Below are 16820 nucleotides of genomic sequence, written 5' to 3' on the forward strand. Positions count from 1 at the left end.
TCGATCGGCAATCTGGTAGCGGTGTGACAGATGGGATGAAAGAGGCCTAACGCAGCGACTTCGTGAACATGAGAACGGCGTCGTCGTCGAGCCGGACCAGCTCACCGGGCGGCACCTGACGGTGGTCGTAGATGACACCGCGGCCGTCGGGGAGGTAGCCGCGACGCACGTACATGCGTTGCGCGGTGCCGTAGTCCGGGTAGAGGCCGACCCCGATACCGACGACGTCGGACCGCTCGGCGACCAGTTCCTCGGCGACGTCCATCATCCGACTGCCGAGCCCGCGCCGCCGGTACGCCGGCAGCACGTTGAAGTCCTGGATCTCGGGGATGCCGTTGAAGGGCTCGTACGGCGACTGCCACCGCACGGTCACGTACCCCGCGATCGTCTCGACGCCGTCGACGTCGAGCGTGGCGACGAGGACGTCGCGCCGGCCGGCGTCCTGGTCGAGCAGGAAGGCCTCGAACTGGCTGACCGGCTTGTCCCAGCCGACCGCGACGAACGCGGCCGAGATGACCGCCGGATCGTCAGCGCGCATCGGGCGGATCGTGAAGGCGTCGCTCATGTGCGTCTCCCCAGGTCGCGGACCTGGCGAGCGTAGGCGCTCCGGCTGCCGGAGTCGCCCGGTTTTCCGGCGGGGTCAGTCCCGCAGGAACTCCGCGCGCCAGCGGTACGACGAGGGGTCGGAGGGGCTGGGCACGCGTTCGAGCTGAATGAGCCGGAGGTCGTCGACCCCGAACGCCTCGATGCCCGCGCGGGTGAGCGGCCACGGCGGGCCTTCGACGGCGGCGTCCGGCTGGTCGTCGTCACGGGCCGCGGCGATGACGATCAGGCTGCCGCCGGGGCGGACCTGCTCGCCGACCTGGCGGGTGGCGGCCGGTTGCAGCGGGATCGGCAGGGCCTGGACGGTGAAGATCTCGACGACCAGGTCGAAGGCTCGGTGCCATTCCGACGGCGGGTTGAGCAGGTCGGCGACCACGTACTGTGCCTTGGAGTCCGGGTGGGCGTGCTCAGCGGCTTCGACCGCGGCGGGGGAGATGTCGAAGGCGATCGTGTCGAAGCCCAGATCGGCGATCAGTTCGGCGTCCCAGCCGGTCCCGGCGCCGACCACGAGGGCGCGTTTGCCGGCACCGTCGGGCTCGGCCGTCGCCACCCAGTCGGCCAGCATCGGGTGCGCCGTGCCGCGATCCCACGGTACGACGGCGCGGCCGTCCGCCGCCGCGGTGTACAACCGGTCGAACCAGCCAGTCGGGTCGTCGGCGGCCAGCGACTCCTGCGCGAGCCGTCGGGTCGCGACGTCCGGGTCGGCAGCGGAGTCCTGGGCTTCGGCTTGGTCGGTCATGAGGCTCCGTCTGGGGTGTGGATGGACCGTACGGTCTGCACAGTGTCCGCTTGATCGGGGGTCTTGTCCTCGCGATACCGCAGCACGCGGGCGAAGCGCAGCGCCATGCCGGCGGGGTAGCGCGGCGAGGTCTGCACACCGTCGAAGGCGATCTCGACCACGATCTCCGGACGCAGATAGACGGTGTAGTCGTCACGGCGGACGGCGATCTCCTGGAAGCGCTCGGTCTGCCAGCGCAGCAGTTCGTCGGTGAGGCCCTTGAAGGTCTTGCCCAGCATGACGAACTCGCCGGTGGTCTCGTCACGCGCGCCGAGATGGAGGTTCGACAGCCAGCCGGTTCGGCGGCCGTGGCCCCACTCGGCGGCCAGGACGACCAGGTCGAGGGTGTGGGTCTGCTTCACCTTGACCCAGCCCGAACCGCGCCGGCCCGCCTCGTACGGCACGGTCAGCGACTTGACCATCACGCCTTCGTGGCCCCGAGCGACGGCGTCGGCGAAAAACGCCTGGCCCGCCTCGGCGTCGTCGGTCACCAGGCGCGGGATCCGCCGGTGCTCCGGGACGAGTTTGCTCAGCCACTCATGCCGCTCGGCGCCGCCGAGGCCGAGCAGGTCTTGCCCGTCGAGATGCAGGATGTCGAAGAAGTACGGCGTGAGCGGGACCGTGTCCGGACCGGTCGCCGCGCGGGTCGCCGTCCGCGAACCGGTGACCTGGAACGCCTCCGGGCGACCGTCGGGGCGCAGGGCGATCAGCTCGCCGTCGAGCACGACCTGGTCGGCCTTCAGCTCCAGCGTGGCGGTCACGACCTCGGGGACCCGGCTGGTGATCTCGTCCAGCGTGCGGGTGTAGACGACGACGTCCGAACCGTCACGATGGACCTGGATCCGGATGCCGTCGAGCTTCCACTCCAGCGCGGCCGGTGAGCCCGTCTTCTCCATCGCCTCGGCGACAGTGGTCGCGGACTGCGCGAGCATCGGCTGCACCCCGCGCCCAACCTCCAGCCCGAACTGCGCGAGCCCGGCCTCGCCCTCGGTCAGTGCGGCGACGGCGACCGGCGCCGCCGCACCGCGCAGCATCGTCGCCGCACGGATCTTGGCCAGCGGGATGCCGGTCGCCTTCGCGACGGCGTCGGCCATCACACCGTCGAGCGCGCCCTGCCGCAGTTCGCCCGCCACGAGCATCCGCAGGAACTGCTGCTCCGCCGCGGTGGCCCGGCCGAACAGCGCGTCGACCGCCTCCCGCCGGCGCGCCTGCGATCCCGCACCGGCGATCTCGGACAGCTCGGCGAAGGCCCGGTCGACCTCCTCGACCGTGAGCGACGGCTCCGCCGCGGGCGCCGGAACGTCGGCCAGCGTCCGCCAGCCCACCCCGGTCCGTCGCTGCCGCAGTTCGCCGGACAGGTAGGTGACGACGACCTCGGTCTCGACCGGGTCGGTCGCGGCCGAGAGCAGCTCCGCGATGAACCCGGCCTTCGCGAGGCGCGACCGCGTACCGCTCAGGGCGGTGGAAGTGGCGACCACGTCGGCGAGTTGCATGGTTCCAGTCTTACCCAGACCACCGACAGTTTCCGGGAGCGACCGGCGGCGCTACGGCGCCTTCGGCAGGTCGTCCAGGAAGTCGGCGGACGGGGTGAAGAACAAGGTGCCGGTGACCGCGGTGGAGAAGTCGAGGATGCGGTCGTAGTTGCCGGCCGGTTCGCCGAGGAACATCCGGCGCAGCATCAGCTCGGTCACGCCAGGGTCCTTGGCGTAGCCGATGAAGTACGTGCCGAACTCCTGCTCGCCGATCGAGCCGAACGGCATGTTGTCGCGCAGGATCTGCAGCTCGTTGCCGTCGGCGTCCTCGATCACGTTCAGCGCGATGTGCGCGTTCGACGGCTTGGCGTCGTCGTCCAGCTCGATGTCCTCGAGCTTGGTCCGGCCGATCACCAGCTCCTGCTGCTCGACGGTGAGCGCGTTCCAGGCCTTCAGGTCGTGCAGGTACTTCTGCACGATCACGTAGCTGCCGCCGGCGAACTCCGGGTCCTCCGCGCCGATCAGCACGGCCTCCTCGGCGTCGCGGCCGCTCGGGTTCTCGGTGCCGTCGACGAAGCCGAGCAGGTCGCGCATCTCGAAGTACTTGAAGCCGTGCACCTCGTCGACGACGGTCGCGGCGCCGTCCAGCACCTTCATGATCTGCTGGGCCAGCTCGAAGCACTGGTCCAGCTGTGCGGCGCGGATATGGAACAGCAGGTCGCCCGGGGTCGCCACGGCTTTGTGCTTGCCGCCGTCGAGCTCGACGAACGGGTGCAGCCCGCGCGGCCGCGGCCCGCTGAACAACCGGTCCCACGCGTCGGAGCCGATGCTGGTCACGCACGACAGGTTGCCCGCCGGGACGCGGAAGCCGACCGAGCGGGTCAGGCCGGTCACTCGCTCCAGGAGGTCGCGGGCCTTGTCCTCGCCGCCCGGCTCGATCCGGACCACGAGAAAGATCGCCGAGCCGGTCAGCGGCATCAGCACCGACTGCGGCAGCGCGCGCGTCGAAGCGGTCGGACCAGGCGTCGGGTCGGTCACCATCAGGAGCTCCTCCAGTTCGTACGGCGTACAGGCGTCAGCATGCAGGAATCGGTCGCCGGGTCGCCGCATCGGGGTGCCCGTGCGTCCCGGCGAGCAGCTGTCAGGCCGGGCGCATCAGACGGTCCAGGAAGGCGATCAACAGAGCCTCCCGCAGACGTGGGGGAGCGACGTCGAGCAGCGCGTTGACCGGCGCCATCCGCTCCGGCAGGCTGCCCGTCGCCGCCGTGTCGCCGAGACCGGCGATCGCCAGCAGGCCGTCGAACGCGTCGTCGTCCAACGTGGCCGGGTCCAGTGCGCCGGCGGCTGCGGCAAGCTCGGGAGCAACCTGGACGGGACCTGCGGCCTGCGCCGCGCGCGTCGCCGTACCGAGTGCTTCGACCAGTTCGTCCAGGCGGCCGCCGGTCGCCGCGCTGACGGTGAGGTGCAGCGACGCGGGGTGAGCCCGGAAGCTCAACTGCGGCTGGACGAACCACCCGAGCCCGGCCATCTCGTCCGCGAGCGTGAAGACATCGGCGCGCTCGTCGCTGCGCAGCGCCACCAACGTCGTCGCCGGCTCGGCGAGAACACTCAGCCCGTCGATCTCGTCGACGCGTTTCGCCAGTTGCACGGTCGCGTCGTACGCGCTGCGCGCCAGGCACCGGTAGCCCTCGTCGCCGATGTGCTGGACGACGGCCCAGGCAGCGGCGAGCGGCGCGCCCGACTTGGTGGACTGCATCGTCGAGTTGAGCATCGTGTAGCCCGGCCAGTCCGCGCTGGCGAAGAACTGCGACCGGCGCAACGACGCGTCCCGGTGCAGCAGGATCGAGGCGCCCTTCGGGGTGTACGCGTACTTGTGCAGATCCACCGAGATGCTGGTGACCCCCGGTACGGCGAAGTCGAACTCCGGCACGGCGACTCCGTCCAGCCGCAGGTACGGCAGGATCCAGCCACCGATGCACGCGTCGACGTGGCACCGCACCCCACGGCCGGCCGCGATCGCCGCGACCTCGCGGGCCGGATCGACCACGCCGTGCGCGTACGACGGCGCGCTCGCGACCAGCAGCACCGTGTTGTCGTCACAGGCGTCGCCCATCGCTTCGGGGCGCGCGGTGAACGTCTCCGGATCGACGTCGACGACCACGGCCCGGACGCCGAAGTAGTGCGCGGCTTTGTGGAACGCGGCATGGGCCGTCGAGGGGATGACCATGTTCGGCGAAGGGCGACCAGCCGCGTCGCGGGCGGCCTGGACCGCGAGCAGGACCGACTCCGTTCCGCCGGAGGTGACCGTCCCGACCGCGGACGAGCCGTTCAGCAACCGGGCCGCCCAGCCGACCAGCTCGTTCTCCAGCGTGCGCAGGCTCGGGAAGACCGTCGGATCGAGCCCGTTCGTCGCGCCGTACTGCGCGAGCGCGGTGCGGCCGATCTCGTCGGCTTCGGTCAAGCCGGAGTCGTAGACGTAGGCCAGCGTGCTGCCGCCGTGGGTCGGCAGATCGCCCGCCTGCAGAGCCCGCAATCGGGTCAGGACGTCGTTCATCGAGCCTCCAGGACTTCGCCGGCCGTGAGCTTGTACCGCGTCAACGAGAAGAGACTGAGGGCGATCAGCACCGCGGGCACCAGGGACAGCCCGAGCACGATCGCGTTCACCGCCGATTCCGGCTGGACCGCGGACCGGTTGGTGGACGACACGTAGCCGCCGAGCGCGAGCACCACGGCGTACAGGCCGGGGCCGAGCGCGAGGCCGAGGGTTTCGCCGGCCGTCCAGATCCCGGTGAAAACGCCGGCCCGGCGGACGCCGCTGCGGGCCGCGTCCACGGCCGCGACGTCGGGCAGCATCGCGAGCGGGAACACCTGGGCACCGGTGAACCCGATCCCGACCACACCGATGGCGGCGTACACGCACCAGTCCGGCACTTGCTGGGCCGTCGTCAGGGCCAGCGCTCCGAGACCGAGCACGACCGACGCGGTCAGGAACCCGGTCCGCTTGCCGAATCGGTTGCCGAAGGCAAGCCACAGCGGACTGACCAGCAACGCCGGGCCGACCACGCAGACGAACCCGATGGTCGCGGCGCCGGGATCGCGCAGGACGTAGCGAGCCAGGTAGTCGATGCCGGCCAGCATCGAGCCGATCGCGAGCGCCTGCAGCATCAAGGTGAGCAGCAGCCAGCGGAAGTCGCGGACGCGGGCGACGACGCCGAGCTGATCGCGCAGCGTACCGGTCGCTTCCTGCGGACGGCCGATCGGGGCGCGCCGCGTCCCGACGTAGGCGCCGATCGTGCCGGCGGCGAGCAGCAGCGCGACGGCCAGACCCATCACCCGGTAACCGTCGCGGCCGCCGATCGCGTCGCGGATCGCGGGAGACGCGCCGCCGCTGACCAGGATCGCGACGGTGAGAAAGGCGACCCGCCAGGACATCAGCCGGGTCCGCTCGGTGTAGTCGTCGGTGATCTCGGCCGGCATCGCGACGTACGGCACCTGGAAGAACGCGTACGCCGTCGCGCAGGCGAGGAAAGCGAGCAGGACCCAGGTCGCGTTCAGCGCTTTCGAGCCGAGATCGGGCGCGGCGAAGAGCAGCGCGAAACAGATCGCCAGCGCGAGTCCGGCGCGGAGCAGGAACGGCCGGCGAGGACCCAGCGGCGATTGGTGGTGGTCGCTGATCCGGCCGGCAACGGGATTCAGCAGGACGTCGAGCGCTTTCGGCAGCAGCACGATCGCTCCGGCGGCTCCGGCGGCGATGCCGAGGGTGTCGGTCAGGTAGGGGAGCAGCAGCAACCCTGGAACCGTGGCGAAGGAGCCGGTCGCCACCGAGCCGAGCGCATAGCCGATCCGCACCCGGCGGGCCTGCTGCTGGATCGGCATGGCGGAAGCATGTCAAACAACGGCGATTCCGTGTCGAGCTTTGTCCACAGGGCGTGGTTGCGGCGGGACTTGAGTCGATCTCATAGAGTCTCGGCATGGCGTCGCAGGCAGGGCCACCGAACGGACCCAACGAACCACCGCACGACCCTGCCCAGGATCCGCGCAACCAGCCGCCCCAGCCCGGGTACGGGACTCCGCCGATGCCTCACGGGCAGCAGTTGCCGGGGGACGGGCCGGGCTTCTGGTCGCCCCAGCAGCCACCGCCGTGGACCGGGCAGCCGCAGCAGCCCTACCCGCAGCAACCGCAGTACCCGCCGCCCTATCCCCAGCAGCAACCCCCGCCGTACCCGCAGCAGCAACCCCCGTACGGGCAGTATCCGCCGCCCTACGGCTCCGTCCCGTACGGCATGCGCCCGCCCGAGGTCCGCCAGGTCCCCGCCCCACCGGGCACGCCGTTCCACCAGCTCGCCCGGAACGCTCGTCACCAATGGTGGCGGCCGCTGCTGGGCACGCTGATGCTGGCCGCGCTCGCGTTCGTGCTCATCGGCGCTGTGTCTGTCGTCTGGATCATCGTGCACGGCGCGATCACCGGCGACCTCCCCGAGACCCAGGGCGACAGCATCTTCCCCTCCGACCTGGAGAACCTCGCCAGCACGCTGGTGATGCTCGGGATCCTCACCCCGGCCGTCGCCTTCACCGCCTGGGTCGTCCAGCGCCGCCCACCGTGGAGCGTCGCCTCGGTGCTCAACCGGATCCGCTGGAAGTGGCTGCTGTTCGCATGCCTGCCCGCCCTGGGCTATCTCGCGCTGTCCTCCCTGCTGGGCATGCTCGTGGAGTCGGTCTTCCCGACCGCCGACCCGATCCAGGCCGACGACGGCGCGTGGGTCGGCTTCGCCGCGTTCATCGGCCCGGCGCTGCTGCTCCTGCTGCTCGTCCCGTTCCAGTCCGCGGCCGAGGAGTTCGTGTTCCGGGGCTGGCTGGTCCAGACGATCGGTGCCTACGCGCCGAGAAGCGACGCCCGCAACGCCGTCACCCGCGTGCTCTGGCGAGTGCTCCGGACACCATGGCCGGCTCTGGTTGTCACCAGCGCGCTGTTCGTGTCGGTGCACGGCTACACCGGCTGGGCGATGGCCGACATCTTCCTGTTCGCGATGACGGTCGGCTGGCTGACCGTCCGCACCGGCGGCATCGAGGCCGCGATCGCACTGCACGTGCTGAACAACCTGCTCGCCTTCATGTTGCCTGCGGCAACTGGTCAGCTGGACGGCTGGGCCGACCAGGGCGGCGCCCCGTGGACTCTGCTGGTGACCGACATCCCGTGCCTGGCCTTCTTCGCCGTGAGCGTGGTGTGGCTGGCCAAGCGCCGCCGGGTGGCGACGGTCAGCGAGTGAAAACCAGCGGCGGTTGTCGGCGCGATCTGGCAACCTGTCGGCCGTGACGAAGCTGACTCCCGCACCGATCGAGGCCGTCCTGTTCGACTGGGGCGGCACCCTGGCCACCTGGCACGACATCGACCTGTACGCCGTCTGGCGCTCGGTCGCCGCCGTGATCGACGAGCCGCGCGCCGACGAGCTGGCGGCCAAGCTGGTCGCCGCCGAGAACGCCGCCTGGCTGCGGTCGCGCGACGACCACGTCAGTACGACGCTGGAGGACGTCTGTCTGGCCGCCGAGGTCGTGATGACGCCGGCCGCCCTCGCGGAGTACGAGCGCCAGTGGCACCCGCACACCGAGCTCGATCCCGATGCCGTCGACATGCTCAAGCAGCTCCGCGACCGCGGCTACCGGCTCGGCGTCCTGTCGAACACGATCTGGTCCCGCCGGCGGCACGAGGAGATCTTCGCCCGCGACGCCGTGCTCGAGCTGTTCGACGGCGCGGTGTACACCAGCGAGGTGCCGTGGACCAAGCCGCACCCGGAGGCGTTCCTGGCCGCCATGCGGGCCGCCGGCGCCACCGATCCGGCGCGCTGCGTGTTCGTCGGCGACCGGCTGTTCGACGACGTCTGGGGCGCCCAGAACGTCGGCATGCGCGCCGTTCACATCCCGCACAGCAACATCCCGACCGACCAGATCGGCCACACCGAAGGCGCGCCCGACGCCACCATCCAACGCCTCTCGGAGCTGCCCGGTGTACTGGACTCGTGGGCTCGGGTGAACCGCTCGGACACCTGACGCGTGGACACTCCGGAGACTTCCCCGAGTAACCCTGGAGTTGCGATGAGTGATCTGCCGGAGTCCGTCGAATCGGTGAACCAGCTGGCCGTGGTGTGGCGGGCGATGGTTCTCGACCGCGCCGCGGACGCGGATGTGCGCGACCTGCCGGGCCTCGCTGTGCGCTGGGCCGACAGCCGGTTCGGGTTCTGGAACTGCGTCACCTTGACCGATGCCGAACTCGACGCGGAGTCGCTCGGGCAACAGCTCGGCCAGGCGGCCGACATCATGCGCTCGAAACAGCAGCCGGGTTTCCTGTGGCTGTTCGAGGACCTGCTGGCCGACGACGCCAAGGCGGCGCTGGCGACAGCGGCCGCAGACGCGGGTCTCGAATTCGCGTTTCCCGGGGTGGGGATGGCCGGAGACATCCTGCCGCTGCCCGAGCCCGCGCACCCCGACCTGACGTTCGTCCGGGTGACCACCGAAGAGCACCTGCTGGCGTACGCCGATCTGAATTCGCGCGCCTACGGATTCCCGCTGGAGGCCGGTCGCGACGGCCTGAGCGGATCGACGCTGTGGAAGGACGAGGTGCACGCCTACCTCGGGATGCGCGGCGACCAGCCGGTGACCTGCGCCGGCACGGTCGCAGCGGACGGCCGGCTGTTCGTCGCGCTGGTCGCCACCGATCCGGAGTGGCAACGCCGGGGCTACGGCGAGGCGGTCACCCGCAAGGCGCTGTACGAGGGGGCGCAGGCCACCGGGCTGACCCGCGCCACGTTGCATGCGACCGAGGCCGGAGCCCCGGTCTACCCGCGGATCGGGTTCGAGCCCAACTCGCCGATCCGTTTCTACGGCCTGACGAGCTGACCGCGTTCGAAACCTCTGGACACGACAGGACCCCCGGGCCGTGGTCGGCTCGGGGGTCCTGGGTGGGGGTTTGGTTGGCTGCGGCTGCCTGGCGGCTCAGACCTAGGCGGCCAGGGTCGGGTCGGCCAGCAGGCGCAGACGCCCCAGCGCCTCGCGCTCGATCTGGCGCACCCGCTCGGCGGAGATGCCGTGCACCGCGCCGATGTCGGCCAGCTTGGCCTGGCGGCCGTCGTGCAGGCCGTACCGGCGGCGGATCACGTCGGCCGAGCGCGGGTCGAGCTGGTCGACCAGGCTGAACAGGCCCGAGCGGTCCGACGCGTCCGCGACCAGCTGGTCGGGGCCCGGCGCGGTCTCGGCCGCGATCAGGTCGCCCAGCGAGGTCTCGCCCTCGTCGTCGATCGGGTTGTCCAGGCTGATGTGGTCCCGGCCGATCCGGATCAGTTCACTGACCCGCTCCTCGTCCAGGTCCAGCTCCGCCGCGATCTCGTCCATCTCCGGCTCACGCCCGAGCTTGCGCTCCAGCGTCCGCCGGGCCGAGCCGATCTGGTTCAGCTGCTCGACCACGTGCACCGGCAGCCGGACCACCCGGGCCTGCTGCGCGATGCCGCGGGTGATGGCCTGGCGCACCCACCACGTCGCGTACGTCGAGAACTTGAAGCCCTTGCGGTAGTCGAACTTCTCCACCGCGCGGATCAGTCCGGTGTTGCCTTCCTGGACCAGATCCAGCAGCGGCATCTGGGAACGGCCGTACCGGCGCGCGATCGAGACCACGAGCCGCAGGTTCGCGGTGACGAACCGCTGCTGCGCGCGCTGGCCTTCCTCGGCCAGCCACTCCAGCTCTTCCTGCGTCGCGTACTTGGGCGCGCCGCCCTTCTTGCGTCCAACCCGCCCCTCGGCCAACAGCTGCTCCGCCAGGAGTCCTGCCTCGACCGTCTCAGCGAGCTCGACTTCTTCTTCCGCGGTCAGCAGAGGAGTGCGCGCGATCTCTTCCAGGTAGAGACCGACGCTGTCCTTGCCGTCGATACCTTCGTCCGTGGACCGGACACGAGCCATGCGAGCCACCGAAACTCCCTTCGTCGTTACATGGAGAGCAACGCTCGAGTGAGGTTCAAGATTCCACGACGAGTGTGTAAACAGCCTGAACGTTCCCTGAGAGTTCCCGGCACCATCACGCTCAGGAAACCCCTTTTCTGCGCGCGGCTCCAGCGATCTGCACAAGATCGGCCGCATTTGCTGGGGTTTCGGCCTGAACGGGCCTCTCAGGAAACCGTGTCACCGACCGCTGAATGTGTCGCACCACACACCGTCATTCGTTGCCACCCAACGCAACGCGCCCGGTACCCGCCGGATTCCCGCCGAAACGGGACAACCGGGGGCCGGGCGCGCGCGTCTACTCAGGTTGGGGATCAGGCCAGACCGAGGGTGTCGAGTTCCCAGGCCAGCGTGAACGCGACCTCGCGCCACGCGTCGTACCGGCCGCTGCGGCCGCCGTGGCCGGCCTCCATCTCGGTCTTCAGCAGCACGTCGACCTCGCCGGCGGCGGTGGCCCGCAGCTTGGCGACCCACTTGGCCGGCTCGACGTAGAAGACGCGGGTGTCGTTCAGGCTGGTGATCGCCAGGATTCGCGGGTACTGCTGGGCGGTGACGTTCTCGTACGGCGAGTAGGACTTCATGTACTCGTAGACCTGCGGGTCCTCCAGCGGGTTGCCCCACTCCTCCCACTCGATCACCGTCAGCGGCAGCGACGGGTCCAGGATCGTGGTCAGCGCGTCGACGAACGGCACCTCCGCGACGATCCCGCCGAAGGCCTGCGGGGCGAGGTTCGCGACCGCGCCCATCAGCAGCCCGCCGGCACTGCCGCCCTGCGCGACGATCCGCTCGGGCCGGGTCCAGCCGTCCTTGGCCAGGTGCTCGGCAACCGCGACGAAGTCGGTGAACGTGTTGCGCTTGGTCAGCGTCTTGCCGTTGTCGTACCAGTGCCGGCCCAGCTCGCCGCCGCCCCGGACGTGCGCGATCGCGAACACCACACCACGATCGAGCAGCGACAGCCGCGGGATCGAGAACCACGGGTCCATCGAGGACTCGTACGAGCCGTAGCCGTAGAGCACGACCGGCGCGTTGCCGTCCTTGGCGACGTCCTTGCGGGCGACGATCGAGATCGGCACCTGCGTTCCGTCCGGCGCGGTCGCCCACTCCCGGTACTGCGTGTACGCGCTCAGGTCGACGCCGCCGAGCACCGGCTGCTGCTTGAGCAGGCGCCGTTCGCCCGTCGCCACGTCCACGTCGTACGTCGAACCGGGCGTCACCAGCGAGGTGTAGCCGAAGCGATACCGGGTGTCGTCCCACTCGTCGTTGCGGCCGGGGGAGACGGTGTAGATCGGCTCGTCGAAGCCGAGCACCTCGGGAGCGCCGAAGCTGTCGCCCTCGCGCCGCATGATCGCCAGCTCGGTGAGCGCCTCGCGGCGGCGGTAGAGCACGACGTGCCCGGCGAACGCGTCGACGCCGAGCAGCCGGCTGGACTCGTCGCCCTCGATCAGCGTGGTCCATTCGCCCGGCTTGTCGAGCGGGGCGGTGGCCAGCGAGAAGTTCGCGGCGTCGGCGTTGTGCACGATCAGCAACTGGTCGCCGGCGTGCTCCACGTCGTACTCGACACCCTCCTGGCGCGGCCGGACGACCACCGGCTCGCCGGTCGGGTCCTGCGCGTCGAGCAGCCAGACCTCACTGGTGAGCTTGCTGCCGAGGGCGATCTGGATGGCCTGCTCGTTGCGGGTCAGGTCGACCCCGATCCAGTACCGCTCGTCGGTCTCCTCCATCACCAGCACGTCCTCGGTGCCGGCGCCGAGCGTGTGCCGCCAGACCTGGTAGGGCCGCCAGGCGTCGTCGACCTTGGTGTAGAAGATCGTCGAACCGTCGGCGGACCAGGCCGAGCCGTAGTGCACCTCGGGCAGCTCGTCGGGCAGCAGTTCGCCGGTGGTGAGGTCCTTGATCCGCAGCGTGAACCGCTCGTCGCCCTTCAGGTCGATCGAGTAGGCCAGCAGGTTGCCGTCGGGGGAGACGTCGACGGTGCCCAGCGAGAAGAACTCCGAGTCGCCGGCCAGCAGGTTGCCGTCCAGCATCACCTCTTCGCCGGGGATCTCGCCGTCGGTGGCCGGCGGCTGGTCGCCGTCGGCGCGGACCCGGCAGCTGATCGCGTACTGCTTTCCCTCCACCGTGCGGGTGTAGTACCAGTAACCGCCGCGCCGCGACGGCACGCTCAGGTCGGTCTGCAGGGTGCGTGCGGAGATCTCGCCGAAGATTGCCTCACGCAACGATTCCAGGTGCGCGGTGCGGGCTTCGGTGTAGGCGTTCTCGGCGCGCAGGTAGTCCAGCACCTCGTCGTTCGACTTGTCGCGCAACCACTCGTAGTCGTCGACGAAGACGTCGCCGTGGTGGATGCGTTCGATCGGCTTCTTCGCGGCGACAGGGGGAGTCAACTCAGGCATGTGGGGAGACTACCCGCCGCCCGCCCGGCCGCGGAGCCGGATGACTCAGAGGTCGTACGTCGCGACGACCGGCGCGTGGTCGCTCCAGCGTTCGGCGTACGTCGGGGCGCGGTGGACCGTGCAGCCGGTCGACGCCTCGGCGAGCTCGGGGGAGGCGATCTGGTAGTCGATCCGCCAGCCGGCGTCGTTGTCGAAGGCCTTGCCGCGCCACGACCACCAGGAGTACGGCCCGGGTCCGTCGCCGCCGAACCGCCGGCCCAGATCGACCCAGCCGGCCTCGAACAGCCGGTCCATCCAGGCCCGCTCCTCGGGCAGGAAACCGCTCTTCTTCCGGTTCGCCTTCCACGCCTTCAGGTCGACCTCGCAGTGCGCGATGTTGAGGTCGCCACACATCAGCACGTGCCGGCCGTCGGCGCGCAGTTCGGTCAGCCGGGCGGTGATCGCGTCCAGGAACGCGTACTTCTCCGCCTGCCGCGGCGGCGTCTCGAACTCGCCGGTGAACACATACGTACTGATCGCCGTCAGCGTCGACCCGTCGTCGAGCACGACGTCGGCCTCGACCCAGCGGCCGGACCCGTCGAACCGCTCCGGGCCGATCTCGGTCCGCTCCAGCTTGATCGGCCGCCGGCTCGCGACCGCGACGCCGGCGCGGCCCTTGCTACCGGCGATCAGGGGCTCGGCATGGGCGAGGTGCCAGTCGCCGCCGAGGTGGTCGCGCAGTACTTCGTCGGTGGCCCGGACTTCCTGCAGCAGCAGGAGATCCGGATCGGTCTGCTCCAGCCACGGCGCCATGCCCCGCCGGTACGCCGCCCGAACCCCGTTCACATTCACCGTGGCAACCTTCAGCACGCGGGTAACCCTAGCCGCGTTCACGCGGTACGCCGTACCGTCTCACCGCCGGAGTGTGGTGAGAACAGCAGTCAGCGACCTCTCGCAGAGATCTTCCAGCTCGTCCTCGGTGACGGTCGGGTTGTCGATCCAGGTCAGCAGGAGCTGCTCCACGTAGCCCTGCCAGCCCAGGCAGACCAGTTCGACCTTCGGGGTCGTCTCGACGCCCTGCTGGGCGATCGCGTCGATCACCCACCGGCTGAAGACCTGACGCAACTCCGAGTGCAGTGCCCGGACGGCGGGGTCGCCGGCGGCGGACATCACCAGGGTCGCCCGGTAGAGCTGCGGGGCTTCGAGGACCGCGCGGACGAAGGCGCGGATGCCGTTGCTGAGCCGCTGCTCGGGAGGCAGCGACAGGTCCGGGGCGGTCCGCAGCATCAACTCGGAGGCGGCGGCCTCGATCACGGCGTACTGGAACTTCTTCTTGGAGCCGAAGTAGTGGAAGACCAGCGCGGGGGAGACCTTCGCCTCGGCGGCGACCTGCTCCACGCTCGGCTCGCGGTGCGGATCGGCCTCCAGGACGCGGCGGGCGGCGGCCAGGATCTGGGCCCGCCGCTCGTCCGGTCGCAGTCGCGAGGCATGGGTCATACCGGCAGTCTATTGAGTGCCGGCTCAACAAGCACTTACTGTTGAGTACCGACTCAACAGACGGAGGTCCGCGATGGCCGGCAAGGTCGTACTCATCACAGGCGCGTCCCGGGGCATCGGTGCGGCGGTGGCGCGCCGGCTGGCGAGTGAGGGTGACCGGCTGGCCCTGGTCGGGCTCGAACCCGACGAGCTGAAGAAGGTCGCCGAGGACTGTGGACCCGACGCCGGCTGGTGGGAGGCGGACGTCACCGACACCGACTCGCTGCGGGCCGCGGTCGAGGGCGTCGTCGCTCAGTACGGCCGGATCGACGTCGTCGTCGCGAACGCCGGGATCGCGGCGCCGGGCTTCAGCCGGAGCATGGACCCGGCCGTCTGGGAGCGCGTTCTCGACGTCGACCTGTACGGCGTCTGGCGGACCGTGAACCTGACGCTGCCGCATCTGATCGCGAGCAAGGGGTACCTCCTGCTCGTGTCCTCCCTGGCAGCGGTCGTGCACATTCCGGGTCTCGCGTCGTACAACACCGCCAAGGCCGGGGTGGAGGCGATGGGGAACACCCTGCGCGCCGAGCTGCGGCACCTCGGCGTGCGGGTCGGCGTCGCGCACATGACCTTCGTCGACACCGACATGGTCCGCGGGGTCGACGAGCATCCCGTGTTCGGCAACGTGCGGACCGGGATTCCGCTCGCGAACCGGGTGTATCCGTTGGAGCTCGCGGTCGAGAAATTCACCGCGGGCATCAGGAAGCGCTCTCGCGTCGTGCACGTGCCGGGCTGGATCGGGCCGCTGAAGATCTTCCGGGCGCTGATCCCGCACGTGGTCGAGCTGGGCAGCCGGTTCTCCGTCGCGAAGGCCGACCGCGCTGCGCTGGCCGACATCGAGGCCCGCGGCGCCGACGTCTCGTCCCGTGCATCCGGCGCTGGCGGTCTCGCCGACACCGCGAAGGCGAAGGCCCGCCGATGAGCGAACGCCAGTACGACATCGTGCTGTTCGGTGCCACCGGGTTCACCGGTGCGCTGACCGCGCGGTACCTGGTGGACCACGCGCCACCGGAGCTGAAGCTCGCGTTCGCCGGCCGGAACAAAGTGAAGCTGGAGCAGCTTCGTTCCGACGTGGATGCTCCCGAGGTTGCCCTGCTGCACGCCGACGTCGAGGACCCGGAAACGCTGAGAGCGGTCGCCGAGTCCGCCCGGATCGTCGTCACCACCGTCGGCCCTTACCTGCGGTACGGCGAACCGCTGGTCGCCGCGTGCGCCGAGGCCGGCTCGGACTATCTCGACCTCACCGGTGAGTCGGAGTTCGTCGACAGGATGTACGTCGCGCATCACGCGAAGGCCGTCGAGACCGGTGCACGACTGATCCACTGCTGCGGCTTCGACTCGATCCCGTACGACCTGGGCGTGCAGTACACCGTCGAGCAGTTGCCGCGCCGGGTGCCGATCAAGGTCGACGGGATGATCCGGGCCAGCGGCAAACCTTCGGGCGGCACGCTGCAGACCGTGGTGATGGGGTTGTCGCGCGGGAAACGGAACCTCGACGCCCATCGCGCCCGGCGCCGGGCCGAAGAGCCTCCGCAAGGACGGTCGGTGCGGCTGTCCAGTGGGCGGCTGCATCGATCGCAGGGATTCTGGGCGGTGCCGTTGCCGACCGTCGATCCGCAGATCGTGCGCCGCTCGGCGATGCTCTTGGAGGAGTACGGACCGGACTTCACCTACACGCACTACGCCGGGGTGAAGCGACTGCCGATGGTTGCCGCAGGCATCGTCGGGTTCGGTCTGCTCGGCGTGGCCGCACAGATCCCGCCGGCCCGCAACGCGCTGCTCGACCGGATCAAGTCCGGCGACGGGCCGTCGCCCGAGCGCCGGGCGAGGTCGTGGTTCAAGGCCCGCTTCACCGGTTCCGGCGGCGGGAAGCGGGTCGTGACCGAGGTCGCGGGCGGTGACCCGGGCTACGACGAGACCGCCAAGATGCTCGGCGAGTGCGCGCTGTGTCTCGCGCTCGACGACCTACCGCCGACCTCGGGCCAGGTCACCACGGCGTCCGCGATGGGCCCGGCCCTGCGCGACCGTCTGGTTGCCGCCGGCATCGACTTCCGGGTGATCTCCACCGAGGACTACTGA

The 16820-nt window shown here is 70.2% G+C and carries 15 protein-coding genes; 5 read left to right on the forward strand and 10 right to left on the reverse strand.

The genetic code is table 11. The features are described from left to right. Positions 1 to 46 precede the first annotated feature (46 nt). The 6 genes from ACQPXM_RS20020 to ACQPXM_RS20045 all read right to left on the reverse strand — a co-directional run bounded on the left by ACQPXM_RS20020 (position 47) and on the right by ACQPXM_RS20045 (position 6729). The gene (locus ACQPXM_RS20020) at positions 47 to 565 is read right to left on the reverse strand and encodes a GNAT family N-acetyltransferase (protein WP_432950782.1); all 519 of its coding nucleotides are present in this window, start codon (positions 563 to 565) and stop codon (positions 47 to 49) included. Positions 566 to 640: 75 nt separating this feature from the next. Beyond that, the gene (locus tag ACQPXM_RS20025; RefSeq protein ID WP_432950784.1) at positions 641 to 1342 is read right to left on the reverse strand and encodes a class I SAM-dependent methyltransferase; all 702 of its coding nucleotides are present in this window, start codon (positions 1340 to 1342) and stop codon (positions 641 to 643) included. After that, positions 1339 to 2874: an ATP-dependent DNA ligase gene (locus tag ACQPXM_RS20030; RefSeq protein WP_432950786.1), complete on the reverse strand. Its 1536-nt coding sequence runs from the start codon at positions 2872 to 2874 to the stop codon at positions 1339 to 1341. The genes ACQPXM_RS20025 and ACQPXM_RS20030 overlap by 4 nt, the downstream gene beginning before the upstream one ends. A gap of 51 nt (positions 2875 to 2925) precedes the next feature. Beyond that, entirely contained in the window at positions 2926 to 3963 is a 1038-nt protein-coding gene (locus ACQPXM_RS20035; RefSeq protein ID WP_432950788.1) for a Dyp-type peroxidase, read from the reverse strand. Positions 3964 to 3994: 31 nt separating this feature from the next. Then, on the reverse strand, positions 3995 to 5407 hold the full coding sequence (locus tag ACQPXM_RS20040) for a pyridoxal phosphate-dependent decarboxylase family protein (RefSeq protein WP_432950790.1): 1413 nt from the start codon (positions 5405 to 5407) through the stop codon (positions 3995 to 3997). Continuing rightward, a complete protein-coding gene (locus ACQPXM_RS20045) occupies positions 5404 to 6729 on the reverse strand; it encodes an MFS transporter (RefSeq protein WP_432950792.1) in 1326 nt (441 codons plus the stop codon). Before ACQPXM_RS20045 ends, ACQPXM_RS20040 begins: the two co-directional genes overlap by 4 nt. Positions 6730 to 6824: 95 nt before the next feature. On the opposite strand from ACQPXM_RS20045, the gene ACQPXM_RS20050 reads away from it, so the two are divergent. The 3 genes from ACQPXM_RS20050 to ACQPXM_RS20060 are packed head-to-tail and all read left to right on the forward strand — an operon-like array spanning position 6825 to position 9744. Beyond that, the gene (locus tag ACQPXM_RS20050; RefSeq protein WP_432950794.1) at positions 6825 to 8120 is read left to right on the forward strand and encodes a lysostaphin resistance A-like protein; all 1296 of its coding nucleotides are present in this window, start codon (positions 6825 to 6827) and stop codon (positions 8118 to 8120) included. Positions 8121 to 8163: 43 nt separating this feature from the next. Then, the gene (locus ACQPXM_RS20055) at positions 8164 to 8898 is read left to right on the forward strand and encodes an HAD family hydrolase (RefSeq protein WP_432950796.1); all 735 of its coding nucleotides are present in this window, start codon (positions 8164 to 8166) and stop codon (positions 8896 to 8898) included. Positions 8899 to 8943: 45 nt separating this feature from the next. Next, positions 8944 to 9744 (forward strand): GNAT family N-acetyltransferase, encoded by an 801-nt coding sequence (locus tag ACQPXM_RS20060; RefSeq protein ID WP_432950798.1) that lies wholly within the window; start codon positions 8944 to 8946, stop codon positions 9742 to 9744. 102 nt (positions 9745 to 9846) lie between these two features. Here ACQPXM_RS20060 and ACQPXM_RS20065 read toward each other — a convergent pair whose 3' ends face one another. From ACQPXM_RS20065 to ACQPXM_RS20080, 4 genes are all read right to left on the reverse strand, one after another. Next, entirely contained in the window at positions 9847 to 10806 is a 960-nt protein-coding gene (locus ACQPXM_RS20065; RefSeq protein WP_143465762.1) for a sigma-70 family RNA polymerase sigma factor, read from the reverse strand. Positions 10807 to 11150: 344 nt separating this feature from the next. After that, positions 11151 to 13226: a S9 family peptidase gene (locus ACQPXM_RS20070; RefSeq protein ID WP_432950800.1), complete on the reverse strand. Its 2076-nt coding sequence runs from the start codon at positions 13224 to 13226 to the stop codon at positions 11151 to 11153. A 45-nt stretch (positions 13227 to 13271) separates the two neighbouring features. Continuing rightward, a complete protein-coding gene (gene xth, locus ACQPXM_RS20075; protein WP_432950802.1) occupies positions 13272 to 14075 on the reverse strand; it encodes an exodeoxyribonuclease III in 804 nt (267 codons plus the stop codon). A 42-nt stretch (positions 14076 to 14117) separates the two neighbouring features. Then, positions 14118 to 14702: a TetR/AcrR family transcriptional regulator gene (locus ACQPXM_RS20080; protein ID WP_432950804.1), complete on the reverse strand. Its 585-nt coding sequence runs from the start codon at positions 14700 to 14702 to the stop codon at positions 14118 to 14120. A 73-nt stretch (positions 14703 to 14775) separates the two neighbouring features. Between ACQPXM_RS20080 and ACQPXM_RS20085 the strand changes: the two genes are divergently transcribed. Both ACQPXM_RS20085 and ACQPXM_RS20090 read left to right on the forward strand, forming a co-directional pair. Beyond that, complete coding sequence (locus ACQPXM_RS20085; protein ID WP_432950806.1) at positions 14776 to 15663, forward strand: SDR family oxidoreductase; 888 nt, start codon at positions 14776 to 14778, stop codon at positions 15661 to 15663. Continuing rightward, positions 15660 to 16820, forward strand: coding sequence for a saccharopine dehydrogenase family protein (locus tag ACQPXM_RS20090; RefSeq protein ID WP_432950808.1), 1161 nt, complete (start codon positions 15660 to 15662; stop codon positions 16818 to 16820). Before ACQPXM_RS20085 ends, ACQPXM_RS20090 begins: the two co-directional genes overlap by 4 nt.

Origin of the sequence: Kribbella sp. CA-253562 (assembly GCF_050942265.1) — a bacterium.
In the GTDB taxonomy this organism is placed as follows: domain Bacteria; phylum Actinomycetota; class Actinomycetes; order Propionibacteriales; family Kribbellaceae; genus Kribbella.

Bases quoted from the DNA above. Each gene is read 5' to 3' on its own strand.
- ACQPXM_RS20020 (WP_432950782.1), bottom strand. From the start codon at position 565: ATGAGCGACGCCTTCACGATCCGCCCGATGCGCGCTGACGATCCGGCG.
- ACQPXM_RS20025 (WP_432950784.1), bottom strand. From the start codon at position 1,342: ATGACCGACCAAGCCGAAGCCCAGGACTCCGCTGCCGACCCGGACGTC.
- ACQPXM_RS20030 (WP_432950786.1), bottom strand. From the start codon at position 2,874: ATGCAACTCGCCGACGTGGTCGCCACTTCCACCGCCCTGAGCGGTACG.
- ACQPXM_RS20035 (WP_432950788.1), bottom strand. From the start codon at position 3,963: ATGCGGCGACCCGGCGACCGATTCCTGCATGCTGACGCCTGTACGCCG.
- ACQPXM_RS20040 (WP_432950790.1), bottom strand. From the start codon at position 5,407: ATGAACGACGTCCTGACCCGATTGCGGGCTCTGCAGGCGGGCGATCTG.
- ACQPXM_RS20045 (WP_432950792.1), bottom strand. From the start codon at position 6,729: ATGCCGATCCAGCAGCAGGCCCGCCGGGTGCGGATCGGCTATGCGCTC.
- ACQPXM_RS20050 (WP_432950794.1), top strand. From the start codon at position 6,825: ATGGCGTCGCAGGCAGGGCCACCGAACGGACCCAACGAACCACCGCAC.
- ACQPXM_RS20060 (WP_432950798.1), top strand. From the start codon at position 8,944: ATGAGTGATCTGCCGGAGTCCGTCGAATCGGTGAACCAGCTGGCCGTG.
- ACQPXM_RS20070 (WP_432950800.1), bottom strand. From the start codon at position 13,226: ATGCCTGAGTTGACTCCCCCTGTCGCCGCGAAGAAGCCGATCGAACGC.
- ACQPXM_RS20080 (WP_432950804.1), bottom strand. From the start codon at position 14,702: ATGACCCATGCCTCGCGACTGCGACCGGACGAGCGGCGGGCCCAGATC.
- ACQPXM_RS20085 (WP_432950806.1), top strand. From the start codon at position 14,776: ATGGCCGGCAAGGTCGTACTCATCACAGGCGCGTCCCGGGGCATCGGT.
- ACQPXM_RS20090 (WP_432950808.1), top strand. From the start codon at position 15,660: ATGAGCGAACGCCAGTACGACATCGTGCTGTTCGGTGCCACCGGGTTC.